Source organism: Sphingomonas sp. SP4 (assembly GCF_058313375.1).
The window spans coordinates 909,665-936,621 of the sequence record NZ_JBZFLE010000002.1; the positions used below are offsets into that span (position 1 = coordinate 909,665).

Sequence of the window (26,957 nt, forward strand, 5' to 3'; positions counted from 1 at the left end):
CGCCAATTGCGCAAGTCTGAACGTCAGTCGCTGGTCGAAAGCGCATCGAGCATCGCCTGCCCGTAGCGGCCGAGCTTTACCGCGCCTACGCCCTGTACTTCGCCCAGTTCGCGGAGGCTTTGCGGCCTGCGAGACGCGATCTCACGCAAAGTCGAATCGTGGAAGATGACGTAGGGCGGAACGCCAGAGTCGGCAGCCAGCTTGCGGCGCGCCTCTCGCAGCAAGTCGAACAATGGATCGCGCGGATAATCGGACTGGCGCCGGCTGGCCCGTTTCCGCGGTGGCGGAACCGCGATGGTCAGCTCCTGCTCACCCTTCAGGATCGGCTTTGCGCCAGGGCCGAAGCTTAGCCCGCCATAGGCATCTGCACGAAGCGCATCGCGCGCGATCAATGCACGCGCCACCGGACGGACGAGCGGCAACTCCTCGGCCGTCGCGATGCCGAACACGGACAGACGTTCGTGCCCGAAACTGCGCACTTTCTCATTGTCGTTTCCGGCGAGAACGTCGGCCAGATGACCTACGCCGAAGCGCATTTCGGTGCGGAACGCTGCGGACAGCAATTTGCGCGCGACCTCGGTGGCGTCGATGGTCGCCGGTGGATCGAGGCAATTGTCGCAATTGCCGCATTGCTCAGGCGGATCCTCGCCGAAGTGGCGCAGAAGGATTGCGCGGCGGCAGCTAGATGCCTCGACGAATGCGGCAAGCGCGTTCAGCCGCTCCCGCTCTCCGGCGCGACGATGCTCTTCGACCTCGGTTTCGATGCGCTGTCGAGCGCGTGCGAAGTCTTCGGCGCCCCAATACAGCCATGCCTCAGCCGGTTCGCCGTCGCGGCCGGCCCGCCCCGTTTCCTGGTAGTAGGCCTCGATCGACTTCGGGATTCCGGCATGGGCAACGAAGCGCACGTCCGGCTTGTCGATGCCCATGCCGAACGCGACGGTCGCAGCAATCACCATCTCCTCGGACTCGACAAACGCGGCCTGATTCCGTGCGCGGACCTGCGGTTCGAGACCCGCGTGATACGGCAGCGCGGGCCGCCCGCCGGACGCAAGCTGCTCGGCGATGCGCTCGGCCTTGTCGCGGCTCGGCGCATAGACGATGCCAGCGCCCGACTGCTGCGCAAGAAGCGTTTTCAGCTGAGCGGAAATGCCGTCACGGGGACGGACGTTGTAGCGGATGTTCGGGCGGTCGAAGCCGGCGATCACCAGCCCCTCTTCCGGAATGCCGAGCTGCGTCAGAATGTCGGCGCGCGTACGTCGGTCTGCCGTCGCCGTCAGCGCAAGACGCGGCACATCGGCATTGTCGTCGAGCAGCGGCCTGAGCTGGCGATAGTCGGGCCGGAAATCGTGGCCCCATTCGCTAACGCAATGCGCCTCGTCGATCGCGATCAGCGACAGGTTCACACGGCTGATCAGGCGCCGGAATGCTTCGCCCGTTGCACGCTCCGGCGCGACATAGAGCAGGTCCAGCTCACCAGCTTTGAAGCGCTGCACCGTCTGTTCGCGATCCGCATCGGCAGACGTCAGGGAGGCTGCGCGCAGACCGATCGCGCTCGCACTGCGGATTTGGTCGTGCATCAATGCGATGAGAGGTGAAACGACCAGCGCCGTCCCATCGCGTGCAAGGGCCGGAAGTTGGTAGCACAGCGACTTGCCCGCACCCGTCGGCATCACCGCGAGCGTGTGTTGCCCAGAGAGAACGCGGCCGATCACGTCTTCCTGCACGCCGCGGAAGTGATCGAAGCCGAAGATGCGTTTGAGGAGATCGTGCGGTACGCTCACGCGACCCGCGCTAGCTGACCGCGGTCAGTTCATCCAGACGTGCACGCGTTGTTCGGGCGGCAAATACAGCTTGTCGCCCGGTTTGACGTTGAACGCCGCGTACCAGGCGTCGACGTTCCGGACGATCCCGTTGACGCGAAACTCCTCGGGGCTGTGCGGATTGGCCAGCAGCTGCGTGCGCAATGAGTCATCACGCGCCTTGCCCTGCCAACTCGCTGCATAAGCGATGAAGAAGCGCTGGTCCCCGGTGTAGCCCCCGATGACGGGCGGCTCGCCGTGCCGGGCGACGTAACGACGGTAAGCGGCGTAGGCCGCTTCCAATCCGCCGAGATCGGCCAGGTTCTCGCCGAGCGTCAACTCGCCCTTGATGTGCACGCCCGGCAGCGGCTCATAAGCGTTGAACTGCTTCACCAGCATCTTCGCGTGAACATTGTACTTGTCCGCCGATCGCTTGGTCCACCAGTCGCGCAGCTTACCCTGCGCATCGAACTGGCGGCCCTCGTCGTCGAAGCCGTGCCCCATTTCGTGGCCGATGGTCGCGCCAGTCTCGCCATAGTTGACCGCAGGATCGCCCGCGGCATCGAAGAACGGCGGCTGCAGCTGCGCGGCCGGGAATGTGACCTGGTTCATGACCGGATCGTAGTAAGCGTTCACCTCCTGCGGCGTCATTTCCCACAACGTGCGATCGACCGGCTTGCGGAGGCGCGAAAGCTCCAAGTTCCACTGGAAGCGGTCGGCGGCGTAATCGTTGGCGAGCGGGTCGGTCCGAGTGACGACCATGCTCGAATAATCGATGTACTTGACCGGATGGCCGACACGCGGGTCGAACGCGGCGAGCTTCGCGAGGGCCTGCTTGCGCGTCGGCTCGTCCATCCAGCTCGCGTGGGCAATGAGATCCCCGTAGGAAGCACGAAGGTCCCCTACGAGCTCGTTGACCTGACGCTCGGTCTCCGAAGTCCAGTGCCGCTGGACATAAAGCTGTCCCACGGCCTCGCCGAGCACGTCGTTGAGGAGGCGGACGCCGCGCTTCCACCGCTCCGCCTGCTTCGGCACGCCCTGCAGCGTCTGGCCGTAGAAAGCGAAATTGGCTTGGTCGAACGCCTTTGGCAGATAGGCCGCGTGGCCGCTGATAAACTGGAAGGTCATCCAGTCCTTCCAGGTCGATAGCGGTACATCCGCGATGCGCTTGCCCGCCGCTGCAACTGCGCTCGGCTCGCTCACGATCACGGTCGGCATGGCGCCGAGGCCGATATGCTTCAGCGTGGTCGCCCATTCGAACTGCGGTGCCAGGCGCATTAGTTGCGTCCGGCTCATCGGATTGTAGGTCGCCTGCGGATCGCGCTGCTTTTCCGGGGGCCACTGGTCCTTCGCCAGACGGGTTTCGAGCGCCAGGATCTTGTCGGCTTTGGCCTCGCCATCCGGGATGCCCGCGAGCGTAAGCATCTGCGCGATGTAGGCGCGATAAGCCTTGCGGATCTTCTCGTATTTCTCGCCGCTCAGCAGGTAGTAATCGCGCGTCGGAAGTCCGAGCCCCGCCTGCCCCGCGCCGACCGTGTAGCGGGTCGGGTTCTTCTGGTCGGGCATGATTCCGATACCGATCGGCGACGCGTATGACGGCTCGGCCATCAGTGAGACGAGCTGGTGCTTGTCCTTCACGTCGGAGATGCGTTTGAGATAGGGCTGCAGCGGCGCGAGACCGCGCGCTTCGATGCCCGCCTGGTCCATGAAGGCGGCGTAGAAATCGCCGACTTGCCGCATGATCGGATCGCTCGGATTGGCCCCCGCCTGCTGAACCAGGTCGCGCACCTCGATCTCGGTCGCGTCCGGCAGGTCATAGTTGTAGCCCGCGCGCGATTTGTCGGCTGCGATCTCACTGGTCTTCAGCCAATGCCCTTCGACATAGCGGAAGAAGTCGTCTCCCGGCTTCACGCTCGTATCCATGTCGCGAAGATCGACGCCCCACGTGCCGTAATGCGGCTTGGCAGCAGGCTGGGCTGCGAGCGCGGCGGGAAGGGCAACAATCAGGCTGGCAGCGGCCGACCAATAGCGAAAGCGCATCAAGGAAACTCCGTGGGATATCAGCCTTAGCTAATGCTGGCGGTTGTGGCGCGCTACAGCCGTGCATGATGTTTTCTGCAAACGGGCAACCCGCTAGCGTCGGCGGATGTCGTTGCCACCAATCACTCGCCGTCGCCTGCTCGGCACCACCACAGCCGCACTTTTGTTGAGACCCAGCGCCTCGCTCGCGCGCAGCGAGGACTGGCGCGCTCTCGGCGAGGACGTCCGTTCCGAAATGCGCTGGGCTTGGCGCAACTATCGTGAGCACGCCTGGGGCAAGGACCAGATCAAGCCGATCAGCGGCGGCTTCGAAAGCTTCCCGCTCAAGAACCACCACCTCGGCCTGTCGCTGATCGAGGCGCTGGACACCTTGTGGGTGATGGGCCTCGACGAGGAATTCCGGGACGGCGTCGATTGGGTGAAGGCGAACCTCGACTTCGATGTCGATGGCGAAGTCTCAGTGTTCGAAACCTCGATCCGGCTGGTCGGCGGATTGCTCTCAGCCTATCACGCATGCGGAGATCCGGCGTTGCTGGCGAAGGCGAAGGACCTCGCCGATCGCTTGCTTCCGAGTTTTCACGCTTCGCCGCTCGGCATTCCGCATCGCTACATCAACCTGCGCACCGGCGCGCTTGGCGGACCCGTGACGAACCCGGCAGAGACCGGCACCTTCATCCCGGAATTCGGCTTTTTGAGCCGAGCGACCGGCGACGACCGTTACCGTGCTGCGGCCAAGCGCGCGCTCGTGTCGATGTTCGAACGACGCTCGAAGATCGGCCTGCTCGCAGACAGCATCGATTGCATGACCGGAGAATGGAAAAGCCGACGCGCAACGATCGGTCCGCCATCGGACAGCTATTACGAATATCTGTGGGACGGCTGGGACCTGCTCGGCGACCGCGACTGCCTCGCGATGTACCGCACCTGCACCGCCGCGATCCTGAAATATCAGCCGCTGCGGCGCGGTACTAATCTCTGGTTCTCGAACGTTGATTTCGAGACCGGCAAGCCGCTCGACACGGAACAGGACGAACTAGGCTCCTTCTACGGAGGCTTGCTTGCCCAGGGCGGCGATCGCGCCGTGGGCGCTGCGCACACGCGCACCTGGGCCAAGGTGCAGGCGCGTTACGGCGTGCTTCCTGAAAGCATCGATTCCACCGGCATGCGCGCGCTCAGCAAGACTAACGATCTTCGCCCGGAGTTAGCCGACGCCGCCTTCAACCATTGGCTGCTCGATCGCCGCGAGGAATGGCGGCACATCGTTCGCGATCACTATCTGGCGATGAAGCGCTGGAACAAGGCGCGCTACGGCTATGCGGATCTCGCCGACGTGACTGCCAATCCGAAGGTCCAGAGCGATCACTGCCCCGGCTATTGGTGGTCGGAGCAGATGAAATACTATTATCTGATCTTCGCCGACACGCCGCGCGTCGATTATCGCCGACTATACCTCAGCACTGAAGGCAACATTCTGCGCGGCGTGCGCCGGAGCTGATTACTCGGCCGCTTCAGCAATTTCTTCGGCGAGCTGCTCCGCCGCCTGCCGCTGCCACAAGTCCGCGTAGAGTCCGCCAGCCTCCAACAACTCCTCATGCGTACCGCGCTCCGCGACCCTGCCTTCGTCGAGAACGACGATCTGGTCCGCATCGACGATGGTCGAAAGGCGGTGCGCGATCATGATCGTGGTGCGGCTTTGGGCGACGCGGTCGAGCGTTTCCTGGATTGCCTGCTCGGTTCGGCTGTCGAGTGCCGACGTGGCCTCGTCGAGCACCAGAATCGGCGGGTTCTTGAGCAGAGTGCGGGCGATCGCAACTCGCTGCTTCTCGCCGCCTGAAAGCTTGAGCCCGCGCTCGCCAACCATGGAATCGTATTTCTCGGGAAGGGCGGCGATGAAGCGGTCGATCGCTGCGCCTCGCGCGGCGTCCTCGATCTGCTCCTGGCTCGCGCCGTCGCGGCCGTAGCCGATGTTGTACCCGATGGTGTCGTTGAACAGCACTGTGTCCTGCGGGACGATGCCGATCGCCGCGCGCAGGCTTCCTTGCTCGACGTCGGCAATCTCCTGCCCATCGATCAAAATGCGGCCGGCGGTTGGATCGTAGAAGCGATAGAGCAAGCGGGCGATGGTCGACTTTCCAGCCCCCGACGGTCCGACGATCGCGCAGCTCGTGCCTGCCGGAATGTCGAGATCCAGGCCGCGCAGGATCTCTCGGTCGGACTCATAACCGAACCGCACATCGTCGAATTGCACGTGCCCCGTCGCCACGGCGAGAGGTTGGGCGCCTGGCTTGTTGGTGATCTCGGCCGGCGTATCGAGCAGGTCCCACATGGCTTCCATGTCGATCAGGCCCTGGCGGATCGAACGATAGACCCAACCGAGCAAGTCGAGCGGCCGGAACAGCTGCATCAACATAGTATTGATGAAGACGACGTCGCCCGGCGTGAAGCGGCCTTGGCTCCAGCCCCAGACAGTGAAGATCATGGCGCCCGCCAGCATCGTGTTGGTGATGAACGCCTGACCGATGTTCAGCCATGCAAGCGAGACCTCGTTGCGCACGGTTGCACGAGCGAAGGCGCCAACGGCTTCGTCGTAGCGCTTCGCCTCGCGCTCTTCGGCGCCGAAATATTTGACCGTCTCGTAGTTGAGCAGGCTGTCGACCGCACGACCGATCGCCTTGTTGTCGACGTCGTTCATCTGCCGCTGCAGCTGCGCACGCCACTCGGTCACTCGCCTCGTGAAGCCGATGTAGATGACGATCATCGCCAGCGTCGCCGCGACCAGGCCGAAGCCGAACTTTACGAAGAAGATGATGCAGGCGGCGGTGAGCTCGATCAGCGTCGGGCCGATGTTGAACAGCAGGAAGTAGAGCATCATGTCGATACTCTTGGTCCCGCGCTCCACGATCTTGGTCAGCGACCCGGTTCGACGCTCCAGGTGGAAGCGCAGCGACAGATCATGGACGTGGCGGAACACCTTGCCCGCAAGCCGCCGCGCGGCATCCTGGCCAACTTTTTCGAACAAAGCGTTGCGCAGATTGTCCGACAGGACTCCGGCGAACCGGGCGACCGCATAGCCGGCGACCATCATCGCGACGACGCCGAAGGGTTGGCGATGCGCCGACATGCCGTCGACGATGGCCTTGTACGCGAACGGCATGAGCAGGGTGGCGGCCTTGCCGAGCAGCACCAGGACGACTGCACCGACGACGCGGGCCTTCAGCTCCGCCTCGCCCTTCGGCCAGAGCATTGGCAGGAACCGCCACAGCGCCGCGAAGCCTGCGTTCGGCTTGGTCTTTTCTGCTGCGGTCTCTGCCATCGACACTTAGTTAGTAACGCACGCTCGCAGCGGCAAACGGTTCCCTCGAAAGTGTCTGGAACCACACGTTAAATCACGGGTTTGAACTCGCCGAACGACAGGTGAGAATATGGGACCGGGCTACTTCATCATTGCGATCATGGGCTGCGCCGACGGCGGGAGTTCCTGCACGCAGGTCGCAACGCTTCAGACGCGTTACGAGAGTGCGGCGCAATGTGCGGCAGCGACGACCGGCGCCCTCGAAGCCAACAACAACTTCGATTTCCCGACCTTGCTCGCCCGTTGCCAGGCCGGCGCGAACCGCGCCTCTGCCGAAAGCGGACATCAGCGCCCTATCCCGGCGAGCGCACGCCGCGGCTGATCCCGAAGCCAAACGCATTCCAACGCTGTATATAATGCCGGCCTTCGCGGGCCTGTTTGCGTGAACCTTCGAGCTAAGGGGCTACAGGTATGGCGCGTAGGACCAAACAGACCAAGGAAAAGACGAAAGCACCTCAGGCCAAGGCGGGACAGGAAACCCCAGCGACCGTCGATGAGTTCGAACAGAAGGGGATGGGTGTCGCGCCGAAGGAGTAAGCGTCATGTCCGAAGTCATGGAACCGATGGTTCACGAGGACCAGGAGCCCGGTCACGAAAGCCAGCTCAATCCGAAGCCGGACTGGGAGCCTCGCTACAAGGGTTCGGATCGCCTGAAGGGCAAAGTGGCGCTGATCACCGGCGCGGACAGCGGGATCGGACGCGCAGTAGCGGCACTGTTCGCGCGCGAAGGCGCGGATATCGCCATCCTCTACCTTTGCGAACATGACGATGCGGCCAAGACCAAGCACATCGTCGAGCAGGAGGGGCGGCGCGCGATCACAATCGCCGGCGATCTCGGAGACAAGAACTTCTGCCAGGGCGCGGTGAAGCAGACGGTCGACGAGCTCGGCGGGCTCGACATCCTCGTCAACAATGCAGGCGAGCAACATTATGACGAGGACATCACCAACATCAGCGAAGATCAGCTGAAGCGGACCTTCCAGACCAATGTCTTTGGGATGTTCTTCCTGACCCAGGCCGCCGTGCCGCATCTCAAGGAAGGCTCCGCGATTATCAACTGTACATCGGAAACCACCTACAAGGGGTCCCCGGGCCTGCTGGATTATAGCTCCACCAAGGGCGCCATTTTGGGCTTCACGCGCTCGCTGGCGAAGAATTTGATCAAGAAGGGCATTCGTGTGAACGGCGTCGCGCCCGGCCCGATCTGGACCCCACTCAACCCCTCAGGCGGTCAGCCGCCGGAGAAGATTCCTGAATTCGGCAAGGACACCCCGATGGGCAGGCCGGGCCAGCCCAACGAAGTGGCCCCGAGCTTCCTGTTCCTGGCTTGCGAGGACTCCAGCTACATGGCGGGGCAGGTCCTGCACCCCGACGGCGGCAACACGACCTCGAGCTGATTGGGAAAATTTCCCAACTCACGGCGCAAGATGCTGGCGAATTTCACCGCTAGCATAGCCGCTGCACTGAAAAACAAAGACAATTTCAAATTGGCACGCCCCATGCATTGATACTTGCGTGGCCCGATGGTCGGGTCGCCAAACGCAATAAGGGGATTACCAATGTTCGCTTCTTTCGCTTCCGCCCGTGAGACTGCCACCCTCTTCGCCGGTGCGTTCATCTCCGCGCTTCTGCTGGTTTCGGCCGCCACTTCGCTGCCGATCGCGTAACAACTCGAGCTATTGGAAACCAAAATGAACGGACGTTTCCTTCTCAACAAAAGCGACGCCAAGGTGATGGGTGTCGCATCGGGGCTCGCCGACTACACCGGCGTAGATCCGACGATCATCCGGGTCGGCTTCATTGCCCTGACCTTGATCTCCGGTCCTGTGATGATCCTGTTCTATGTCCTGACTGGGCTGCTGGCGCCGCGGCAATAGGCGCCAGCCGCTTCCCCGCTTCCCCGCTGCCTTCGCCGGGCGCATCATGCCGGCGTGACCGCTTCAGACCCGCACAACCTTCAGAGATTCATCGACGCCCAGCAGGGCACCTTCGATCAGGCTCTTGCCGAGCTGCGCGCAGGATCCAAGCAGAGCCACTGGATGTGGTTCATCTTTCCGCAGCTCGCTCGATTGGGCCGGAGCCAAACAGCCATATTCTACGGCATCGAGTCGCTCGATGAGGCGCGTTCTTATCTCACCCATCCAGTGCTTGGCCCGCGACTTCGGCAGGCGATCGAGGAACTGCTTCCCTGGGCAGGCGAGCGCGGTGCGGTCGAGATCCTCGGGGGCATCGACGCGATGAAGCTGCGTTCCTGCCTGACCTTGTTCGACGCGGTCGAACCGAATGGCGTCTTCGCGGAAGCGCTCAGCGCTTTCTTTGATGGTCGCGACGAGCACACGCTCGCCCTTTTGAACGAACAGCGTTAAGCATCGCACGAACGCGAAACCCGATGGGAGATCGCAATGCGCAAGCTTTTGTTCGCACTCGTCGCTTCAAGCATCCTCGTCGCGCCGGCGTTTGCCGCGCTGAAGACGGGAAGCCAGGCGCCCGACTTCACGACCGAAGGGGCGGTTGGCGGCAAGGAGTTCAAGCTCCATCTCGCCGATCAGCTGAAGAAGGGGCCGGTCGTCCTCTACTTCTTCCCGAAAGCCTTCACGAGCGGCTGCACTGCTGAAGCCCACGCGTTCAGCGAAGCGATCGGCGACTTCAAGAAAGCCGGTGCTCAGGTGATCGGCATGTCCGCCGATAATATTGCGACGCTCAAGGACTTCTCGGTCAAGGAATGCCGCAGCGCCTTCCCGGTCGCGACTGCAACGGCGGCCATACAAAAGGAATATGACGTTGCTTGGGCCGAGCATCCCGGCGTTACGACCCGAACATCCTATGTGATCGCTCGCAACGGCAAGATCACAATGGTGCACGACGACCTCGACTTCAGCCAGCATGTCTCGAAGACCCTCGCTGCGGTCAAAGCGCTGAAATAACGCGCATGCGGGGGGCGATCATCGCAGCGTTCGTGATGGCGGCGGGCGGTACGACCGCTCAGACTTCGAGCTTCGATTATGCGCCGGTCCCCCGCTGGGCGGAAGATCCGGAAACGGAAGTCGTGTGCGCCGCCGCGCGGGCGGAATGTCCCGGCAAGTTCAAGGACGACAGCATCGACGCGGAGTTCCGATATGCCGAGCTTTACGATGCTGACGGAATGCTCGTCGGCATCCACGCGCTCCAGTCGACGGGCTGCAAGCCGCTCGACGAGCATCTGCTCCTATCGCATCGGCATTTCGTGACGACCTTTACCAAGCAGGGTCAGCCTGACCTCGAGAACATCAAGGTCCAGCTCGTGCCGGGGACGCCAAAGAATGCCGTGCGCCTGGTCAAGCAGGGTTCGACACAAGTCTCGTTCGGCTGCTGACCAAAGCGCCACGTTAATGTTGCGGCCATGTCCTGGATAGGTGGCGCGGCTAGATTCGCGCGCCACAACAAGACTTAAGGGGAAAGCATATGAAAAATGCGAAGGTGATGGCGGTTGCCGCCGGAATTGTTGCGCTCACGGCCTGCAACAAGAAGAGCCCGGTCGACAATCAAGCGTCGCAGGTCCAGGCGAACGCCGAGAATCAGGCTGAGAACGTCTCAGCTGCGGGCGAGAACGAGGCTTCCAACATCATGAACAGCGCCGAGAACAAGGCGTCGGCCGTGAAGAATGAGGCCAACAACGAAGCCGCGGCTATCAAGAACGCCGGTGAGAACAAGGCGGAGGCTATCAAGAACTCGGCCGCGAACACCACCGAGAACAAGACCAGCAAGACCAAATAGTCACGCGAGAGCACGCGGAAGGAAGGGCGCCTGCGTTTCGGGCGCCCTTTTTCCTGCGGTTATTTCGGGGAGCTGATCGGTCCGGGCGGCGAGTCCGACCGCAGCCAGCCTGTCACGGAGAACCGGTCGCCGTAGGCGAAGGGCGATACGATCCCGACGCTATGGTCGGTCGGCACGAGGAAGATGTTCATTGCATTGAAGATCGGCCTAAGCGCCAGCTCGATGTCGTGGTCCTCGTTGAAGAACTGCAGATATCCGCCCCAGTCCCGCTCCCACAGTTTGGTGAAGTTGAGCACGTAAGCCGCTATGCGCGTATTGGCGTCATCGAGGTCCGAGTGCGACTTCAGGAAATGCCCCGACTGGTAGAGCGTCGCTTGCGCATCGATCCACTGCACATCGTCGCGGCCGATGAGCCTACGAAACCAGGCGAGCACCGGCGGAGCGTTGAGGAATTCCAACATCCTGGTGATCGGCATCCTGGGCTCACCGGGCGTGAAGTAATTCCCGATGATCGGGAACGACGCATACACGAACTGATATTGCCTCTGCGCGCGCTCGACCACCTCGCCGAGGATCTGCTCGATCTGTCCGTGCGGCATTCGGGAAAGCGTGTCCGGCGACAGCTGCTCGACGCGGCCGCCGACATTGTAGACCAGCCACCAAGGCGTCTGCCGGGCGAGAATCTCATGGACCTCTTCAGCGTCTTGCGGCGCGAGGAAGTCCTTGACCTGCAAGCGACGGTTGCGGGCGAGTTCTGCGGCGAGGGCGTCGACGTCTAGGTTCGGATTGATCTGCATGAAATGCCGGCAAGTGGAACGGTGCAGATCGCTTACCGAGGGGCGGTCAGCATGTCATCAGCCGTAGGAACACTTTGGTTCCCCAATCGCTCTGCGTCCGGCGCAGCGACCTTGGAGGGAAGCCAGATGAAGATGACCAGCAAGCTTGCGATCGTGAGTGCGTTCGCGGCGCTTGCCGCGTGCGGCGGTAACAATAGTGCGAACAACAGTGCTGATATGAACGCCGATCTCAATGCGGGCATGACCGATTTGAACGCAACGACGGACATGAATGCCACCGACATGAACGCCGGAACCGACGTGAATGCGTCGGGCAACATGGACATGAATGCCGGCGGCAATATGGACATGAACTCGACGAACAACATGTCGGGGAATAGCTCGACCAACGCCCTTTAATACGGCGTAGAGCACACGCCGCGTGGGGCGCCCGCACCTGCGGACGCCCTGTGCGCTTCAGTCAGCCGAGCGCACCGGCTGAGACGCGAGATCGCCGATGACAGTGGTCCATTCTCGTACCCGCCAATCCGCGACCAGGCCGTTGCGCACGTAAGGGTCGCCTCTCGCGAAGTCTTCCGCGACGGACTTGTCCTCGCCCGCAAACATCAGCACTGCGCCGTCCACCGGATCGGCGAGCGCGCCGGCGACGACGAGTTCTCCGCGTTCGTAGGCCGCCCAAGCATAGGACAGATGCTCATTTCGGAACTGCGGGCGTCGCTCGAGATAGTCGGGCGCACCTTCGTAGAAGAGGAGGAAGTGCTTCATCGGGCGACATTACTGCCGCTCGGCGCAGTGGCGCAATCTGCTCCGGATTTGCCCTGATGGCGGCATCCGCACGCTGAGTTACGGCAGTTCGGTTGTAACCCGGAGTGAGGGCCGCATCATGAGAAAGCTGGCAGCTGAATTCATCGGTACGTTCTGGCTCGTGTTTGGTGGGTGCGGAAGCGCGGTACTGGCCGCTACATTTCCCGAGGTCGGGATAGGCCTTGTCGGCGTGTCGCTCGCGTTCGGCCTCACGGTCCTGACGATGGCTTATTCGGTCGGCCACATTTCCGGCGCTCACTTCAATCCGGCGGTGACGCTGGGATTATGCGCTGGAGGCCGCTTTCCGGTCAGGGAAGTGGTGCCTTATTGGATCGCTCAGGTTGGTGGCGCCGTGGTCGCTGCGGGAGTCCTGCTGTTTATCGCCAGCGGTGGTCCCGTCTATGACATTGCGACCAATGGGCTGGCGACCAACGGCTACGGTCCAGCATCGCCCGGGCAATATTCGCTTGCGGCCGGGTTCGTCTGCGAAGTCGTTCTGACCGCTGGGTTCCTGCTCGTGATCCTCGGTTCGACAGATACTCGAGCTCCGGCGGGGTTTGCGCCGATCGCGATCGGCCTTGCGCTTACGCTGATCCACCTGATCAGCATTCCGGTGACCAATACGTCTGTGAATCCCGCGCGCAGCACCGGACCCGCATTGTTCGTCGGAGGAATAGCGCTGCAGCAATTGTGGATGTTCTGGGTCGCGCCGTTGCTTGGCGGAATGATTGGAGGTGCCGCTTACAAGGCGCTATTCACCGAAGCGGCTGCGCGGCCAGACATAGAGGGCGAGGAGCCGAGGAGCTCACGCGCATAAGAGAATGGCGGAGGCTCGCTCTCTCGCAAGCGAACCTCCGCCAGATGCGTACTCCCCTCCAACGGCCGAAAAGGGGCAAACGGCCGCCCGAAGGGTCCATTTACTCGATGTCGGTCTTGGCCGCTTCCCGATCGGCGACAATGTTTAAGCAGGTCGCGTCGCCCGAAAGCTGCTCACTCAACAAATCAGTAACCCTCGTTGTTTAAACCGTGCGTGGGCTTCTCAGTCATGGGTGGGCAATGAGTATTCGCGCGGAAATCTTTGGCGGTGGCCGGGCCGAAAGGCGCTTGCTGAAGGAAAAGCAGCCGAAACTGAAGGCCGCCGAGGGCCTCACGGCTGTTCCCATCACCCGTGAAGAAATCCGCCGCAGCAATAGCCGCAACAAGGATCGTTACCGGTTGAACGGAAAGGTCTTCCGCGTGACCTATCGCGGCGCGGACTATGATGCAGAGGTCGTCAACCTTTCTGGGGGAGGAGCGATGATCGCCGCCGCCCTGCTGCCGCAGATCGGTGAGTGCATCGACTTACATCTGGGTGAGGGCGGGGCGCTCGAATGCGCCGTGCGCTGGATCAAGGGCGGACGCCTCGGTCTCGAGTTCGCGCATGAAACCCGTCTGCAATGCTCGGATGACCAGCGCTCCGCCGTCCTTCGCGGGGTTATCCAGAGTGCTTTCCCCGACGAAAAATTCGCAAACGAAGCCCCAGCTGAAGCCGCCACCGAGTCACCGGAGCCGCAGTTCGAAGATCTACGGGACGCAAAGCGCCACCCATTGATCTGGTCGGGCGAGCTTCATCACGGAACCAACAGCTGGCATGTACGGCTGCGCAATATCTCGGCGACCGGCGCGCTGCTCGATTGCCCGGGCGCGCTCCGCCCCGACTCGGAAGTGATTCTGGAGCTGGACAAAGCTGGCGCTCTGTTTGCGAGTGTCAGCTGGGTCGTCGGCGACCACGTCGGTTTGAAGTTCGACCAGCCGTTCGACATGCAGCGCCTTACGGACGCCAAGCCGACCGTCACGCCAACGCGTTGGCTGCGGCCCGACTATCTGCAAGATGACGCAGAAGATGGGTCGCCTTGGGACGAGGCGTGGAATCGCCTCTCCGTCGATGATCTACGCAACCAACTTGAGGGATTTCTCAAGCGCTAAAGGCATTCGACAGCCGAGAGTCGCGAAACGAGGCGCGAAGTTAACGTCAAGACGTCGAGCCTCTCCTCGGAAGTTCCATCAGTTTGGCATAAATTTCAGGGCGTTAAACGCGAATCTGTTCGACGTCCGACTCTTTCGAGTCGGCGATAATTGTGCCACCGAAACGGGGCTCGCGCCGTTGTTTCGGCATGATGAAGACCAACAGCACGCTTTACGCACGAGCCGGCGCCACCGCGATTGCCGCGGCCTTGGCGCTTTCTTCAACCATGGCCCTTGGCCAGGAAGTCCCGCAGAGTTCGGAGCCGGTCCCCGTCCTTACGCCCCCGCCGCCGGTGGTGACACCGGAGGTCGCCCCGGCGCCTGAGGCGACGGACACTACGGCCGTTCCCGCCGAAGACACTTCAACTGTGCCCGCCCCAGCGAAGCCAAAACGGCCGGTGCACGCAGCCAAGGCGGCTCCAGTTGCCGTTGCCGCACCCACGGTAGCAAGCCGAACCACGCGAGCATCTGCCCCGGCGCCTGCCGTTCCGGCTGCCAGCGCGGCGCCGACCGAGGCTGCGGCCCCGAAGACCAACCACGTCACCCCCATCGTCGACACGTCGCCACAGGCGGCGGAAGCTGCGCCTGCCCCGGCCAAGGCTAGCAGTAGCAGCAATAACGAGACGGCGATGGAAATCGGCGGTGGCGCCCTCGCGCTTCTCGCCCTTGGAGCTGGCGCATTCGCTGTTGCGCGTCGTCGTCGCCACGAGGACGAAGTGATGCACGAAGAGGTGTACGAGCCTGAGATGGCTGAGACCGTTGAGCCCCAGCCGGTTGCAGAACCCGTGGCAGTGGCTGCTGAACTTGCGCCGATGCCGAGGCACGACCCGGTTGTTCTGGAGCAGCCGCTCATCGTCGGCCCGTCGGCCTTCGCGTGGGGCAATTCGCAGCCCGTGGCGAAGCATGCGGATGAGGACGATGGCTCCGACCGCCGCCCTGGTGAAAGCTGGGTCGACCGCGCCTATCGCGGCCCGTCGCCGGCGAACCCCTCTGCGTCCCTGAGAAACCGGCTGAAGCGCGCCGCCTTCTTCGACAAGCGCGAGCGTGAAGTCGCGGCCGGTAGGGCGGAGCCGGTCGATCCGGACGCCGGCCTGCCGGAGACGATGGTCGAAGAACAGGAGCGTGAGCTCGCCTAACACATTCCAGCGAGAGGAAGGCAAAGCCGCCGCTTGGGAAACCAGGCGGCGGTTTTCGCTATTGCGGCTCGAATGCGCTCAGGATGGGGCAGGGGCCGCCGCGCTTCTTCGCACAGGTATCGGCCAGCCCTGCGAGCGCATCACGCGCTTCCTGCAGCTCGGCGATCTTTTCGTCCAGGGCTGCGACGCGATCTTCGGCCAGCTTGCGCGCACGAGCGCGATCGTCCGATGCGCTGACTTCGAGCAATTCGCCGATCTCATTGAGGGTGAAGCCCGCGGTCTGAGCGGCGCGGATGAACCGAAGCCGCCTCACGTCCTTTTCGCCATATCGGCGAACCTCGCCCTGCGGCCGGGCAGGCTCAGGTAACAAGCCGCGCCGCTGGTAATAACGCACCGTTTCCACCCCGACGCCGGCAGCTTTTGCGAGACCGCCGATCGTATCCGAATTCTTTGCTTGATCCCGTACCATGGTACGGAAGCCATAAGCCCTTCGTCCGCTGTTGGACAGAAGGAGAATCGACATGGACAGGAAGATCGAAAAGACCGCTCCTACCGCTTGCGGCTGCGTGAAAGGCGTGTGCCGGTGCAAGCCCTGCACCTGCAAGAACTGTAACTGCTGATCCACTACGCCGCCGCTCGGTGACGGGCGGCGGCGACCAGCTCAGCAATTAATCGTTTCATTCGCCGCTGCTGCTGTTAACGCCCGTCGGGTGAATGACTTTTCCGTCAGCGGCAGCGAAACCCGCGCCAAGCCTGAGCGGCTGCGTCCCGACATGTACCGGACCTTGTTCGACGGGATGGACGAGGGCTTCTGCATCATTGAGTTTCTCGATGGACCGCACGGGCCGGCAAGCGACTATATCCATATCGAGGCCAACGCCGCCTATGCGGTCAACGCCGGCATCCCCAACGTGGTCGGCCAAAAGCTTCGCGAGATGGTTCCCGACGAGGCCGATGCCTGGATCGCGCGATACGGCGAAGTGCTCCGGACCGGCGAACCGATTCGCTTCGAGCAGGAGCTGGTGGCGACCGGCCGCTATCTCGAACTCTCCGCATTCCGCCTCGGCGACGCCGAAGATCGGCTAGTCGCGGTCCTGTTCAAGGATGTGACGTCACGACGTCACGCGCAGGAGGAGCTGCGCAAGCTCAACGAGACGCTGGAAGCGCGTGTGGTTGAGGAAATTACCGAGCGGCGCGCAGCGGAAGTCGCGCTTCAGCGTGCGCAGAAAATGGAGGCCATCGGCAAGTTGACTGGCGGCGTCGCGCACGACTTCAACAATCTGTTGCAGATCGTGTCAGGCAACCTTCAGCTCCTGCAGGCCGACGTCCTCGGCAATGAGCGCGCCGAGCGGCGCATCACCAACGCGATGGCCGGTGTACAGCGCGGAGCCAAGCTCGCCAGCCAGCTCCTCGCCTTCGGTCGGCGGCAGCCGCTCGAGCCCAAGGTCATGAATATCGGCAAGCTGATCGTGGGAATGGAGGATCTCCTTGCGCGCAGCCTTGGCGAGGCGATCGAGATCGAGACCGTTGTGTCAGGCGGGCTGTGGAACGTCTTCGTTGACCCCACGCAAATCGAGAACGCTGTGCTCAACCTCGCGATCAACGCGCGAGACGCGATGGACGGCATGGGCAAGCTTACGATCGAAGTGCGCAACGCCTTCCTGGACGAGGTCTATGCGGCAGAGGCCGACGACCTCCACCCCGGTCAATATGTGATGCTGGCCGTCAGCGACACGGGAACCGGCATTCCCAAGGAAATCATCGACCAAGTGTTCGAGCCGTTCTTCACCACTAAGGCGGAGGGCAAGGGATCGGGCCTCGGGCTTTCGATGGTCTACGGCTTCGTGAAGCAATCGGGCGGTCATGTGAAGATCTACAGCGAGTCCGGCGAGGGGACGACGCTGCGTATCTATCTGCCTCGGGCGCACGAGTCGGAGGACATTGTAGCCGGGCCGGAGCTCCTCGACACCAGCGGAGGCACAGAGACGATCCTGGTTGTCGAAGACGACGAAGAGGTTCGCTCGACGGTGACGGATCTGCTGCGGGAACTCGGCTATGAAGTGCTGACTGCGAAGGATGCCGGGAGTGCGCTTCCGATCTTGGAAAGCGGGATCAAGATCGACCTGCTTTTCACGGACGTGGTCATGCCGGGACCGCTGCGCAGTCCGCAGCTGGCGCGCAAGGCGAAGGAGCGGATCCCGGACATCGGCATCCTTTTCACGTCTGGATATACCGAGAATGCGATCGTTCACGGCGGGCGCCTCGACCCGCATGTGCGGCTTCTGACCAAGCCCTATTCGCGCCAGATGCTGGCCGCGCGAATCCGCGAAGCGCTGACGAACCGCGACTGATCGGAAAAGTCGGGAGGAGAGCACGAAAATGGCGAAGGCCCGCCCGGTGGACGAACCTTCGCCATATTGGGTCTCCCCTCCCCGCACGGCCGGCAAAAGGGGGCAAAAACCGGCCGAACGAGGCGGGTCATAAACGCTTGAGCGCCCCGATGCGTTGCCCTGGGCGCCAGTATTTTTCCAGCTAGCGCCAGTGCTTAGCGCTTCGGCGGAGTCGTCGGCTGCTTTTGCGGCTGTGCTGCCTGCGGCGGCGGAGCCGGTGACGCGCTCTGCGCCAGCTCGGCCTTGGTCTGAAGGCCCTTGAGGCAAGCGTTCATCATGTTGGGCGCAGTCGTGTCGTTGATCGTCTTGGCCTGCGCATCGAACAATGCCTTCAGCTGGGCGGCGGTCGTGCCGTCCTTGATGCGGCCGAGATAGAAATAGAGTGACGCCTCGGCGAGCTTCTGGGCCTGCGGCTCCTTGGCTGCCTTCATGTAGGCGTTGCTGACGATGATACAGCCGGCATCGGTCGCGGACTGGGCGGTTGCCGCCTGGCCGGTCATCAGAAGCGCCGCGGCGACCGCGATGTGGGTTACTTTCATCCTGCCTTGTTCCTTCCGTGGGATGGGTCGGGAGCCTGTCTACTCCGGATCGATCCGCACGTCAGCCTTCACAGCATGAACAGCCTCGAGCCCGTTTGTCCCGCTCTGGTTAGGCCGCCTTAGAGGTCTTCCGTTGGCTGAAGGCGAACACGGCTTGCGGGTGTAGAGCGTGCAGGGCGCAGACCAGCTGGCGGCCAAATACTTCAAAGCAATGTAGCGTGCTCCCCTGCTCGCAGCGAATGTCGAGATCGAAGGGATGCCAGAGCTCGTTTGGGTCTCGGGAATATCGCCCGAGCAAATCGAACTGTTCCTCCCAGCCGGTGCGGCTGTACTTCTGCCTGACCGGATCGGGCAGCGCCCAGTAGAAGGTATCGCGCCGCGTTATGCCGAACAGCTCGATCGAAACGTCGTCGATCAGGTGGGGCAGCTCTTCAGCTTCATCGTCGAGCAAGCGGTTACGGAAGTGCAGGTCGAGCTGACGTTCCACGACGGCGACGCGCGGCAAATGCCGGAAAATGATCTGGCTCATGAGTGGTGAATCGATGAGATTCGCACCTGTTCCATCGGTTCAACTCAGACCCGAGTGCGGGTCTCTGCTCCCTGCTGCATCAGGGGCAATACGGATAGGCCAAGCCTCCCGCCCATCAGATTAGCCCCTCGCGAAGGGAGAACCGATGAGTCGCCATGCCCTCCTGACGAGCGCTGTGATAGCACTCGCATATGCCACGCCAGTATTAGCGCAGACCCCCGCCCCAGCCGTTCCACCGGTCACTCGCGATCCGGCCACCCTCGCGGCTCTCGACCGCATGGGCGCGGCGCTTCGCAACCTTCCGGAAATGAACGTCCAGACGCAGTTCACTGCGGAGGACGTCTTGAATTCCGGTCAGAAGCTGCAGTTCGGCGGCAACGTCGATCTCGTCGCGCGTCGCCCCAACATGCTGCACGTCTCGCTCAAAATGGGCAACGCAGACCGCGAGCTATATTACGACGGCAAGAACCTCACCTTGGCCGCTCCGCGCGACGGCATCTACGCCACGGCGGCGGCGCCGGGGACGATCAAGGACGTCGTCCAGCAGGCATCGTCGAAACTGGGCCTCGAAATCCCGCTAGCCGACCTTTTCATGTTCGGCGAGGATCCAGGACTCAACAGCCGCATCCTTTCGGCTTTCCCGGTGGGCAAGGAAGTCATCGGCGGGCAGACCTGCGATCATTATGCAGTGCGGCAGAAGGACGTCGACTGGCAGATATGGATCCGCCAGGGCGCCAATGCGCTGCCGTGCAAGATGGTCATCACAATGACCAACGATCCGGCGATGCCGGAATTCTCCGCAGTCTATAACTGGTCCACAACGCCGGCGCCGCCCGCGGGAGCGGCCTACACCTACGCCCCGCCGTCCGGCCACAAGTCGATCATATTCGAGACGGCGCTGCCGGCCCCTGCGCCCAAAGGAAAATCGAAATGACCCACTATCGGAACCGACTGCTCATCGGCCTTGCAACGCTTTCTGTCGTCGCATCCACCACCGGCGCTGAGGCTCGCGGCTTCGGCGGCTTCGGCGGCGGTGGCGGGCACTTCGGTGGCGGGGGATTTGGCGGTGGAGGCTTCGGTGGCGGGCACTTTGGGGGCGGCGGCTTTGGCGGTGGCGGCTTCGGTGGCGGAGGCTTCGGAGGCGGCGGTTTCGGCGGCGGCGGCTTTGGTGGCGGCGGCTTTGGCGGTGGGATCCGCAGCAGCTCGGCCGCGAGCATTCATAGTGCAGGTGGATTCGGCGATCGGGGCGACAGCGGCAACTTCAATCGCGGGAACGACAACAATTTCAACCGCAACGACATCAACCGGAACAACATCAACAACAACAATTTCAATAACAACACCATCAATCGAAACTACAATTACAACGTGAACGGCTGCTGCGAGGGGGGCTGGGCGCCTTATTACGGCGCCGGCTGGGGCGCCGCGGCGGCGGTCGCAGGCGCTGCCGCGATCGGCAGTTATTGGGATGCTCTTCCGGGCGGTTGCTCGCCTTATGCCTTTGGTGCCGGAACCTACTATCAGTGTGGCTCGAGCTGGTACCAGCCGGTCGTTTCCGGGATGAGCACCAAATATGTGGTGGTCAACAATCCGCAGTAGCCCGGCCGCTAACGCCCCTCGTCAGCTGACGGGGAGCGGCTCGAGCCCAGTCCGTAAGCGCCCATGATCGCGGGGAGCAGACCCGGGAAGCGCTGGTTGATCTCTTCGCAGCGGGAATAATTGCGCATCTCAACGCCCTGCCGCTCTGAGCGGATAAGGCCGGCTTCCCGCAGCACTTTGAAGTGCTGGGAGAGCGAGGACTTCGGAATGACCCGCTCTCCCGCGTCGGCCAGCGCCGAGCAGCGCTGCACGCATTCGGCTCCGGCGATCCCGGCGAAGATGGCCGCACGCTCGGGATCCGAAAGCGCATGGAGGATCGCTTCGGGGCGGAGGGAGTCGGCAGAGGGATGCAACAAGGGTCTCATCGACTTTTCAGATAGGCAGTCTTGAAGCTTGGTTCAATTGTTCCATATTCCTGAACTATGGGAGAAGACGGCCCTCCGGCTGCCGCCCATGGAAGGAAAGAAGCAATGTCGAAACTTGCAGGCAAGGTCGCCGTCGTCACTGGAGCATCGAAAGGCATCGGCGCCGGAATCGCCAAGGCGCTTGCCGCCGAAGGCGCCGCCGTCGTGGTGAATTATGCATCGAGCAAAGCCGGTGCGGACGCCGTGGTCGAAGTCATCAAGGCCGCAGGCGGCAACGCCGTCGCGGTCCAGGGTGACGTGTCCAATGAGGCGCAGGCCAAGGGCGTCGTGGACGCAGCGCTGAAGGAATTCGGCCGGCTCGACATCTTGGTCAATAATAGCGGCGTGTATGAATTCTCGCCGATCGAGACGACGACCGAAGAGCAGTATCGCAAGATGTTCGACGTCAACGTTCTCGGCACCTTGCTGACCACCAAGGCCGCCGTTCCCCACTTCAAGGAGGGCGCGAGCGTTATCAACATCTCCTCGGCGGTCACCAGCGTGCTGATGCCCGAATCTGCCGTCTACACCGGCACGAAGGGCGCGGTGGATGCAATCACCGGCGTGCTCGCCAATGAGCTCGGCCCGCGAAAGATCCGCGTCAATGCGATCAACCCGGGCGTTGTCGAAACCGAGGGCACACAAACGGCGGGCTTCATCGGATCGGAGTTCGAGACCGGAATCGTCGCCCAGACCCCCCTCGGCCGTACAGGCAAGCCCGAGGACATCGGCAGCATCGCCGTGTTTCTGGCTTCCAACGACAGCGGCTGGCTGACCGGCGAGAAGCTCACCGCCAGCGGCGGGCTCCGGTAGAGTTCAGGCCACCAGGGCGCGCGGTCTCATTGGGGGTCGCGCGCCTGGCGGACATCACTAACCCAGATCAGTAGGAACGTACCGGGGTCTTCGCTCGTTTGTAACGCGGGCGAAATTTTCAGGACTCCAAATGCTACACCCCCACATCATTGAACGCGCTTTTCAATTGGCCCCCGAAGTCACCAGCCTGGACCAGATCCGCAGCGCGCTGCGCGACGAGGGTTATTCCAACATCGACGCTCATCTGGCCGGACCATCGTTGAGGGCGCAGCTGAAAAAGAAGCTGGCGCCTGCACCAACGGCCTGAAGCGTCAGGCGGGCGCTGCGGCGGCCTCCGTGCCGCCCACGTCCGCTTCTTCACCGCGCGAGTAGGTCCCGATCAGGACGCCCGCGGCGAGGACGCGGCCTTCGACGAGATCGATGAATTCCGATCGTCCGGGGCTAGCATCGTCCAGGTCCCTGCCGGGACCGAGCGCGAGGATCTGAAAGACATAATCGTGGCTGCCGTGGCCGGTCGGCGGATCGGGCGGCAGCCAGCCTTCCGCCAGCCGTGAGTTCTTGCCGACGTCCTTGCCACCGGCTCCGTCGCCGTCCGCACGGATGGCGGCTTCGGGCAGGCCGTTGAGGCTGGGATCGATGTCCACGACGATCGCATGGACCATCGGCCGCGGCGTTGGCGCATCGGGGTCCTCGACGATTAGAGCGAGGCTTTCGGTGCCTTCAGGTACGCCGCTCCACACCAGGGGCGGAGACACGCCTTCGCCGTCGGCCGTGAAGCGTGGCGGCAGCCGGCCCCCGGGCGCGAAGGCCGGGCTGGTCAGCTGCAGCGCAGGAGCACCTTCGAGATCGAGGCGGGCCAGGGTGAGCTTGTCGTGGCCGGAGCGCACGTTGGTCAGCGCAGCGCCGAGCCAATGGGGAAGTTTTTCAAGCATATCCGGTCAACGGGCGGGGGCGATGTTCGTTCAAACGCGGATCCAGCCCAGGAGCAATAGGATGAGCAAGGTGCCAACCACGCTGACCAAGAGCGAGGAAAGGCAGCCGAACCGATTGGAAAAGAAAAACAGCATTGGGGAAGACGGTTGGGCAGCGATCGCCTGGCGCGCTGCCCAACCCCTTAGCTTAAACCGCCGAAGCCATGCGCGGCTGGCTGGCGCTGTGCCCACCGTTGCGGGCCAAAATCTCACGGATCTGTTCCGCCGAGAGGGAGCCTTCGCTCGCGTCGACGGAGAGGAAGATGCCGCCTTCGTTGATGCGGCCCTCATAATAATCGGCGTCTTGGTCGCTGACGCCGTGATCCTTGAGGTAGCCGGTCAGGCCGCCCGCGACGGCACCAGCACCGGCACCAATCGCCGCGGCGCCCGGAATGGCGGAGGATGCGATCGCCCCGGCAGCAGCCAGCGGACCGACGCCCGGAATCGCCAAAGCCGCGATGCCAAGGATCGCTCCGAGCCCGGCTCCGCCGAGCGCGCCTTTCACGGCGTCCTCGCCCGCATCATCGTCGGTCACTGCGCCGTCGCCGTCACTGACTGTCGTGCGGCCTTCATCACTTCCCACCACAGATAGGCGGCCGGTATCGACGCCTGCACTGCGCAGTTCCTGAACCGCCGCTTCGGCTTCCGAACGATTGTCGAAGACCGCAGAGATGATGTTCTGGTTCATGCTAACTCCTGAGAAACAAGCCCCACCGCGCGGTACAAGCGAAGCAGTGCCGCAAGCGTTCCTCAGGATCGAAGGAACGTGCCTTTGACCGCCGTCGGAATTTCACGGCTAAGATGAGGACAGCGTCGACCTTTGGAGCGGCCCGGATGGAGGGGGGACTACCATCCGGACCGCTCCGCACAAGCCTCCCCGTTCGCCAGGCGTATGTCCCGGGGGATCATGGCAAGTCGTGGAGGCCGGTGCTCGAACCCCGTCGAGGGTCAGCCGTTCCGGTTTTTAACTTGCATCAAAGGCGGTTCACCTTTTCGCTGCCGACTTCAGGGCTTGTCGAGGAAGTCGCGGACGAGCTTCACCGTGGCGGCCGGATTTTCTTCCATGATCCAATGGCCGGAGCCCGGGACGATGCCGGGAGTCACGTCGGTTGCCCCAGCGCGCATCACTTCCGCCATCTGGTTTCCGAAGCTCTTCTCCCCGCCGAGCGCGAGCACCGGCATGGTCAGCTTGCCCTTGCTCGCCAGCCACGCGCGGTTGTCGATCGCATCCTGGTCAAAGGCATGGAACTGCTCGAAGCCCGAATGCATCGCCCCGGGGAGCGCGTAGAGCTTGGCGTAATGTTCGCGGCTGGCCTCGTCGAAATGCTTCGGGTCGGCGGAGAAGTCATTCCAGAAGCGATCGAGATAGATGCGCTCCCGTCCGGCGACGAGCCGCTCCATGTCCGGCCCGCCGAAGCGGAAGTGCCATAGAAGCGGGTTCTTCAGGATCTCTTCCCAAGGGCCGACGCCGGGTACCGGCGCATCGATCAGGACGAAGCGGCGGACACGGTCGGGATGCTCCATCGCGAAAGCGAAGCCGACCATGTTGCCGATGTCATGAGTGACGACGTCTGCCTTTGCGACATGAAGCGCATCGAGCACCCCGGCAACGTCCTCGCCCTGAGTCTTCTTGTCGAAACCGGTCTTGGGCTTCGCCGACAGGCCGAGGCCGCGGAGATCGGGCACGATGACCTGGTGATCGCGCACGAGCTCCGCCGCGAGCGGCGACCACATGTCGCCAGTCTCGCCATAGCCGTGGAGCAGGACCACCGCTGGACCCTTGCCCCCGACGCGGACGTGGATGGTCGTGCCGTTTGTGGCGATTTCCTGCGTGTGGAACGACGCCGGATAAGGCGGAACGGCGGCGCCGGCGGGCACAGCGAAAGCGAGGGACAGCGCGAGGATAGAGAGACGCAAGGACATGGGCACTCCGTCAAAGGAGGGAGCCCGGCGCGATATCCCTACGCGACTCGAACGCGCGCCCGGTGGCCCCTGGCCTAACCCAAATTAACAGCAGTGGATATGGTCGCCCGGAAGGATTAGCGGTCGACGCTTCCTGACGAGGAGCGACTCGATGGCGAAGAAGCATCAGGGACGTTGCGCTTGCGGCGTGGTCACGTTCGAGTTCGACACCGATCCCGACTTCATCGCGATCTGTCACTGCCTCGACTGCAAGAAGGCTTCGGGGGGTGAAGCAGCGACCTGGTTCGCCGTGCCGGACAGCGACTTCAATCTGCTGAGCGGTGAGCCGAAGGGATACCATTATGTAGCCGACAGCGGCGGCGGGCTGGACCGGATGTTCTGCCCGAACTGCGCCGCGCGGCTCTACACCGCGAACCTCGATAATTTCCCGGCGACGGTGTTCGTCCAGCTTTCAAGCCTGACCGATCCCTCGTTCATCAAGCCGAAGCTGGAGATGTTCACCAAGCGGCGGCTGGCGTGGGAACCGGCGCTGGACCTGCCCCAGTTCACGGACATGCCGCACTAAACATCCGATTTTCTGTACGCGTACCCACCTCCCCGACGACAGGAGCATTGCATGAGCATGAAGGTTGTATCGCGCATCGGTATCACGCTGGCACTCGGGCTTTGGGGAGCGACGGCAACGGCAGCGCCGCCAGCCAAGCCGAACATCGTCCTGGTCCACGGGGCGTTCGCCGATGCCAGCGGGTGGGGCAAAGTCATCTCGATCCTGCAGGCGGACGGCTATCCCGTGATCGCCGTGCAGAACCCACTGCAGTCGTTCGACGGCGACATAGCCAACACCAAGCGCGTGGTTGACGATCAAGCGGGGCCGGTCGTGCTTGTCGGGCACAGCTACGGGGGCGCCGTGATCAGCGGCGCTGCGGCCGGCGATCCCAAGGTGAAGGCTTTGGTCTATCTGGCCGCGATCGCACCCGAGGCGGGCGAGCCGGTCGGCGCGCTGCTGGGCAAATATCCGATCGACCTCTCGACGGCGCAGAAGGTCGACAAGGGCGGCTACGTTTACATCGACCCGGCCAAGTTCCATCGCGTCTTCTGCGCGGACCTGCCTGCGTCCGAGGCCGCCATCGGCGCGGTCACGCAAAAGCCGATCAACAGTCCGATCTTCGCCGCGAGCGTTCCGCAAGTTGCCTGGAAGACCATCCCCGCCTGGTACGTGGTGTCGAAGCAGGACCATGCGATCAACCCGGAGCTGGAGCGCTATTTCGCGAAGCGCATGGGCGCGAAGACGAGCGAGATCGATGCGAGCCATGTCGCCTTCATTTCGCATCCCAAGGAGATCGCGGCCCTGATCGAGCAGGCGGCCGCCACGGTTCAATAGGCGAGCGCGGGCAGTAGGAACGGCGTTGTCGAGCGGCTATGACGACGGCCACGCGGCGCTCCGGCGCCCGGCAGGAGAGTGACGATGGCCAAGGGACAAGTGAGATCCAACAAGGAAGCGCGCAAGCCGAAGAAGGAAAAGCCGAAGACCATCGCGGCGAACCCGTCGCAGAAGGGCGGCGCGCGCGGGCTGGAGAATCTGAAAAACGACTAGCCCGCGCATGAGCGGGCCAGTGCGTATTTTAATCGATGCTGACGCCTGCCCGGTGAAGGAAGAGGTATATCGCGTCGCCTTCCGGCGCGAGGTGCCGGTGCGGGTGGTCAGCAACAGCTATCTGCGCGTGTCCGCCCATCCCCTGATCGAGCGGGTGGTCGTGTCCGACGCCTTCGATGCTGCCGACGACTGGATCGCGGGAGAGGCCGATGCGCGCACGGTGGTGATCACCGGCGACATCTTGCTCGCCGATCGCTGCCTGAAGGCGGGCGCAACCGTCATCGGGCACAATGGCAAGCCGTTCACGTCGGCGAGCATCGGCGGCGCAATCGCGACCCGGGCGATCATGGCCGACCTTCGCGCAGGCGGCGACATCGTCGGCGGGCCGGCACCGTTCGCAAAGGCGGACCGGTCGCAATTCCTGCAGGCGCTGGATCAGGCGTTGGTGCGGTTGGGGCGGGCTTAGGCAGCCAAACCGTCGCGAGTTGTGGATAAGCTAATGTTCACCGC

At 63.0% G+C, this 26,957-nt stretch carries 34 protein-coding genes; 22 read left to right on the top strand and 12 right to left on the bottom strand.

Annotated features, from left to right (window positions below; translation table 11 throughout):
* Positions 1–23 precede the first annotated feature (23 nt).
* Positions 24–1,781, bottom strand: coding sequence for a DNA helicase RecQ (gene recQ / locus AC4GYV_RS13930; RefSeq protein ID WP_491101296.1), 1,758 nt, complete (start codon positions 1,779–1,781; stop codon positions 24–26).
* 24 nt (positions 1,782–1,805) lie between these two features.
* Complete coding sequence (locus AC4GYV_RS13935) at positions 1,806–3,839, bottom strand: M13 family metallopeptidase (RefSeq protein WP_491101297.1); 2,034 nt, start codon at positions 3,837–3,839, stop codon at positions 1,806–1,808.
* Between the two features lie 106 nt (positions 3,840–3,945).
* Here AC4GYV_RS13935 and AC4GYV_RS13940 point away from each other — a divergent pair, with 106 nt between their 5' ends.
* A complete protein-coding gene (locus tag AC4GYV_RS13940; RefSeq protein WP_491101298.1) occupies positions 3,946–5,334 on the top strand; it encodes a glycoside hydrolase family 47 protein in 1,389 nt (462 codons plus the stop codon).
* Here AC4GYV_RS13940 and AC4GYV_RS13945 read toward each other — a convergent pair whose 3' ends face one another.
* The gene (locus AC4GYV_RS13945) at positions 5,335–7,152 is read right to left on the bottom strand and encodes an ABCB family ABC transporter ATP-binding protein/permease (protein ID WP_491101299.1); all 1,818 of its coding nucleotides are present in this window, start codon (positions 7,150–7,152) and stop codon (positions 5,335–5,337) included. It lies immediately after the preceding gene.
* Between the two features lie 109 nt (positions 7,153–7,261).
* Between AC4GYV_RS13945 and AC4GYV_RS13950 the strand changes: the two genes are divergently transcribed.
* The 8 genes from AC4GYV_RS13950 to AC4GYV_RS13985 all read left to right on the top strand — a co-directional run bounded on the left by AC4GYV_RS13950 (position 7,262) and on the right by AC4GYV_RS13985 (position 10,944).
* Positions 7,262–7,513 (top strand): hypothetical protein, encoded by a 252-nt coding sequence (locus AC4GYV_RS13950; protein ID WP_491101300.1) that lies wholly within the window; start codon positions 7,262–7,264, stop codon positions 7,511–7,513.
* 89 nt (positions 7,514–7,602) lie between these two features.
* Positions 7,603–7,728, top strand: a complete 126-nt coding sequence (locus AC4GYV_RS13955) for a hypothetical protein (protein ID WP_491101301.1) — start codon at positions 7,603–7,605, stop codon at positions 7,726–7,728.
* A 5-nt stretch (positions 7,729–7,733) separates the two neighbouring features.
* Positions 7,734–8,588 (top strand): SDR family oxidoreductase, encoded by an 855-nt coding sequence (locus AC4GYV_RS13960; RefSeq protein ID WP_491101302.1) that lies wholly within the window; start codon positions 7,734–7,736, stop codon positions 8,586–8,588.
* A gap of 294 nt (positions 8,589–8,882) precedes the next feature.
* On the top strand, positions 8,883–9,068 hold the full coding sequence (locus AC4GYV_RS13965; RefSeq protein ID WP_491101303.1) for a PspC domain-containing protein: 186 nt from the start codon (positions 8,883–8,885) through the stop codon (positions 9,066–9,068).
* Between the two features lie 54 nt (positions 9,069–9,122).
* Positions 9,123–9,557, top strand: coding sequence for a DUF1810 domain-containing protein (locus AC4GYV_RS13970; protein WP_491101304.1), 435 nt, complete (start codon positions 9,123–9,125; stop codon positions 9,555–9,557).
* A gap of 36 nt (positions 9,558–9,593) precedes the next feature.
* Positions 9,594–10,115: a peroxiredoxin gene (locus AC4GYV_RS13975; protein WP_491101305.1), complete on the top strand. Its 522-nt coding sequence runs from the start codon at positions 9,594–9,596 to the stop codon at positions 10,113–10,115.
* Positions 10,116–10,120: 5 nt separating this feature from the next.
* Positions 10,121–10,543, top strand: a complete 423-nt coding sequence (locus tag AC4GYV_RS13980; RefSeq protein ID WP_491101306.1) for a hypothetical protein — start codon at positions 10,121–10,123, stop codon at positions 10,541–10,543.
* A gap of 89 nt (positions 10,544–10,632) precedes the next feature.
* Complete coding sequence (locus AC4GYV_RS13985) at positions 10,633–10,944, top strand: hypothetical protein (RefSeq protein WP_491101307.1); 312 nt, start codon at positions 10,633–10,635, stop codon at positions 10,942–10,944.
* Positions 10,945–11,003: 59 nt separating this feature from the next.
* On the opposite strand, the gene AC4GYV_RS13990 is transcribed toward AC4GYV_RS13985, so the two are convergent.
* A complete protein-coding gene (locus AC4GYV_RS13990; RefSeq protein WP_491101308.1) occupies positions 11,004–11,741 on the bottom strand; it encodes a 2OG-Fe(II) oxygenase in 738 nt (245 codons plus the stop codon).
* A gap of 51 nt (positions 11,742–11,792) precedes the next feature.
* Between AC4GYV_RS13990 and AC4GYV_RS13995 the strand changes: the two genes are divergently transcribed.
* Positions 11,793–12,140 (top strand): hypothetical protein, encoded by a 348-nt coding sequence (locus AC4GYV_RS13995; RefSeq protein WP_491101309.1) that lies wholly within the window; start codon positions 11,793–11,795, stop codon positions 12,138–12,140.
* A gap of 57 nt (positions 12,141–12,197) precedes the next feature.
* Here AC4GYV_RS13995 and AC4GYV_RS14000 read toward each other — a convergent pair whose 3' ends face one another.
* Positions 12,198–12,506: a YciI-like protein gene (locus AC4GYV_RS14000; RefSeq protein WP_491101310.1), complete on the bottom strand. Its 309-nt coding sequence runs from the start codon at positions 12,504–12,506 to the stop codon at positions 12,198–12,200.
* Positions 12,507–12,624: 118 nt separating this feature from the next.
* Between AC4GYV_RS14000 and aqpZ the strand changes: the two genes are divergently transcribed.
* The 3 genes from aqpZ (at position 12,625) to AC4GYV_RS14015 (ending at position 15,685) form a co-directional block, all read left to right on the top strand.
* Positions 12,625–13,362: an aquaporin Z gene (aqpZ, locus tag AC4GYV_RS14005; RefSeq protein WP_491101311.1), complete on the top strand. Its 738-nt coding sequence runs from the start codon at positions 12,625–12,627 to the stop codon at positions 13,360–13,362.
* Positions 13,363–13,601: 239 nt separating this feature from the next.
* A complete protein-coding gene (locus tag AC4GYV_RS14010; protein WP_491101312.1) occupies positions 13,602–14,510 on the top strand; it encodes a PilZ domain-containing protein in 909 nt (302 codons plus the stop codon).
* A gap of 188 nt (positions 14,511–14,698) precedes the next feature.
* Positions 14,699–15,685 carry a hypothetical protein gene (locus AC4GYV_RS14015; RefSeq protein ID WP_491101313.1) on the top strand — a complete coding sequence of 329 codons (987 nt, stop codon included), beginning with the start codon at positions 14,699–14,701 and terminating at the stop codon, positions 15,683–15,685.
* 58 nt (positions 15,686–15,743) lie between these two features.
* Here AC4GYV_RS14015 and AC4GYV_RS14020 read toward each other — a convergent pair whose 3' ends face one another.
* Positions 15,744–16,154 (bottom strand): MerR family transcriptional regulator, encoded by a 411-nt coding sequence (locus AC4GYV_RS14020; RefSeq protein WP_491101615.1) that lies wholly within the window; start codon positions 16,152–16,154, stop codon positions 15,744–15,746.
* A 241-nt stretch (positions 16,155–16,395) separates the two neighbouring features.
* On the opposite strand from AC4GYV_RS14020, the gene AC4GYV_RS14025 reads away from it, so the two are divergent.
* Entirely contained in the window at positions 16,396–18,036 is a 1,641-nt protein-coding gene (locus AC4GYV_RS14025; protein ID WP_491101314.1) for an ATP-binding protein, read from the top strand.
* Between the two features lie 194 nt (positions 18,037–18,230).
* On the opposite strand, the gene AC4GYV_RS14030 is transcribed toward AC4GYV_RS14025, so the two are convergent.
* On the bottom strand, positions 18,231–18,614 hold the full coding sequence (locus tag AC4GYV_RS14030; RefSeq protein WP_491101315.1) for a hypothetical protein: 384 nt from the start codon (positions 18,612–18,614) through the stop codon (positions 18,231–18,233).
* Between the two features lie 109 nt (positions 18,615–18,723).
* Positions 18,724–19,143: a hypothetical protein gene (locus tag AC4GYV_RS14035; RefSeq protein ID WP_491101316.1), complete on the bottom strand. Its 420-nt coding sequence runs from the start codon at positions 19,141–19,143 to the stop codon at positions 18,724–18,726.
* A gap of 145 nt (positions 19,144–19,288) precedes the next feature.
* Between AC4GYV_RS14035 and AC4GYV_RS14040 the strand changes: the two genes are divergently transcribed.
* Together AC4GYV_RS14040 and AC4GYV_RS14045 are read left to right on the top strand one after the other, a co-directional pair.
* Complete coding sequence (locus AC4GYV_RS14040; protein ID WP_491101317.1) at positions 19,289–20,077, top strand: DUF2092 domain-containing protein; 789 nt, start codon at positions 19,289–19,291, stop codon at positions 20,075–20,077.
* Positions 20,074–20,742, top strand: coding sequence for a hypothetical protein (locus AC4GYV_RS14045; RefSeq protein ID WP_491101318.1), 669 nt, complete (start codon positions 20,074–20,076; stop codon positions 20,740–20,742). Before AC4GYV_RS14040 ends, AC4GYV_RS14045 begins: the two co-directional genes overlap by 4 nt.
* 8 nt (positions 20,743–20,750) lie before the next feature.
* On the opposite strand, the gene AC4GYV_RS14050 is transcribed toward AC4GYV_RS14045, so the two are convergent.
* Positions 20,751–21,107, bottom strand: coding sequence for an ArsR/SmtB family transcription factor (locus AC4GYV_RS14050; protein ID WP_491101319.1), 357 nt, complete (start codon positions 21,105–21,107; stop codon positions 20,751–20,753).
* Between the two features lie 105 nt (positions 21,108–21,212).
* Here AC4GYV_RS14050 and AC4GYV_RS14055 point away from each other — a divergent pair, with 105 nt between their 5' ends.
* Together AC4GYV_RS14055 and AC4GYV_RS14060 are read left to right on the top strand one after the other, a co-directional pair.
* Positions 21,213–21,959, top strand: coding sequence for a glucose 1-dehydrogenase (locus AC4GYV_RS14055; protein ID WP_491101320.1), 747 nt, complete (start codon positions 21,213–21,215; stop codon positions 21,957–21,959).
* Between the two features lie 130 nt (positions 21,960–22,089).
* Complete coding sequence (locus tag AC4GYV_RS14060; protein WP_491101321.1) at positions 22,090–22,266, top strand: hypothetical protein; 177 nt, start codon at positions 22,090–22,092, stop codon at positions 22,264–22,266.
* Between the two features lie 4 nt (positions 22,267–22,270).
* Here the strand turns inward: AC4GYV_RS14060 and AC4GYV_RS14065 are convergent, their stop codons facing one another.
* The 3 genes from AC4GYV_RS14065 to AC4GYV_RS14075 all read right to left on the bottom strand — a co-directional run bounded on the left by AC4GYV_RS14065 (position 22,271) and on the right by AC4GYV_RS14075 (position 24,853).
* Complete coding sequence (locus AC4GYV_RS14065; protein ID WP_491101322.1) at positions 22,271–22,891, bottom strand: YbhB/YbcL family Raf kinase inhibitor-like protein; 621 nt, start codon at positions 22,889–22,891, stop codon at positions 22,271–22,273.
* Positions 22,892–23,078: 187 nt separating this feature from the next.
* Positions 23,079–23,618, bottom strand: coding sequence for a hypothetical protein (locus AC4GYV_RS14070; RefSeq protein WP_491101323.1), 540 nt, complete (start codon positions 23,616–23,618; stop codon positions 23,079–23,081).
* Between the two features lie 317 nt (positions 23,619–23,935).
* Entirely contained in the window at positions 23,936–24,853 is a 918-nt protein-coding gene (locus AC4GYV_RS14075; RefSeq protein WP_491101324.1) for an alpha/beta fold hydrolase, read from the bottom strand.
* 151 nt (positions 24,854–25,004) lie between these two features.
* Between AC4GYV_RS14075 and AC4GYV_RS14080 the strand changes: the two genes are divergently transcribed.
* The 4 genes from AC4GYV_RS14080 to AC4GYV_RS14095 all read left to right on the top strand — a co-directional run bounded on the left by AC4GYV_RS14080 (position 25,005) and on the right by AC4GYV_RS14095 (position 26,913).
* Positions 25,005–25,418: a GFA family protein gene (locus AC4GYV_RS14080; RefSeq protein ID WP_491101325.1), complete on the top strand. Its 414-nt coding sequence runs from the start codon at positions 25,005–25,007 to the stop codon at positions 25,416–25,418.
* A 51-nt stretch (positions 25,419–25,469) separates the two neighbouring features.
* Positions 25,470–26,234 carry an alpha/beta fold hydrolase gene (locus tag AC4GYV_RS14085; RefSeq protein WP_491101326.1) on the top strand — a complete coding sequence of 255 codons (765 nt, stop codon included), beginning with the start codon at positions 25,470–25,472 and terminating at the stop codon, positions 26,232–26,234.
* Positions 26,235–26,318: 84 nt separating this feature from the next.
* Positions 26,319–26,447: a hypothetical protein gene (locus AC4GYV_RS14090; protein WP_491101327.1), complete on the top strand. Its 129-nt coding sequence runs from the start codon at positions 26,319–26,321 to the stop codon at positions 26,445–26,447.
* A gap of 7 nt (positions 26,448–26,454) precedes the next feature.
* A complete protein-coding gene (locus tag AC4GYV_RS14095; RefSeq protein ID WP_491101328.1) occupies positions 26,455–26,913 on the top strand; it encodes a YaiI/YqxD family protein in 459 nt (152 codons plus the stop codon).
* Positions 26,914–26,957 lie beyond the last annotated feature (44 nt).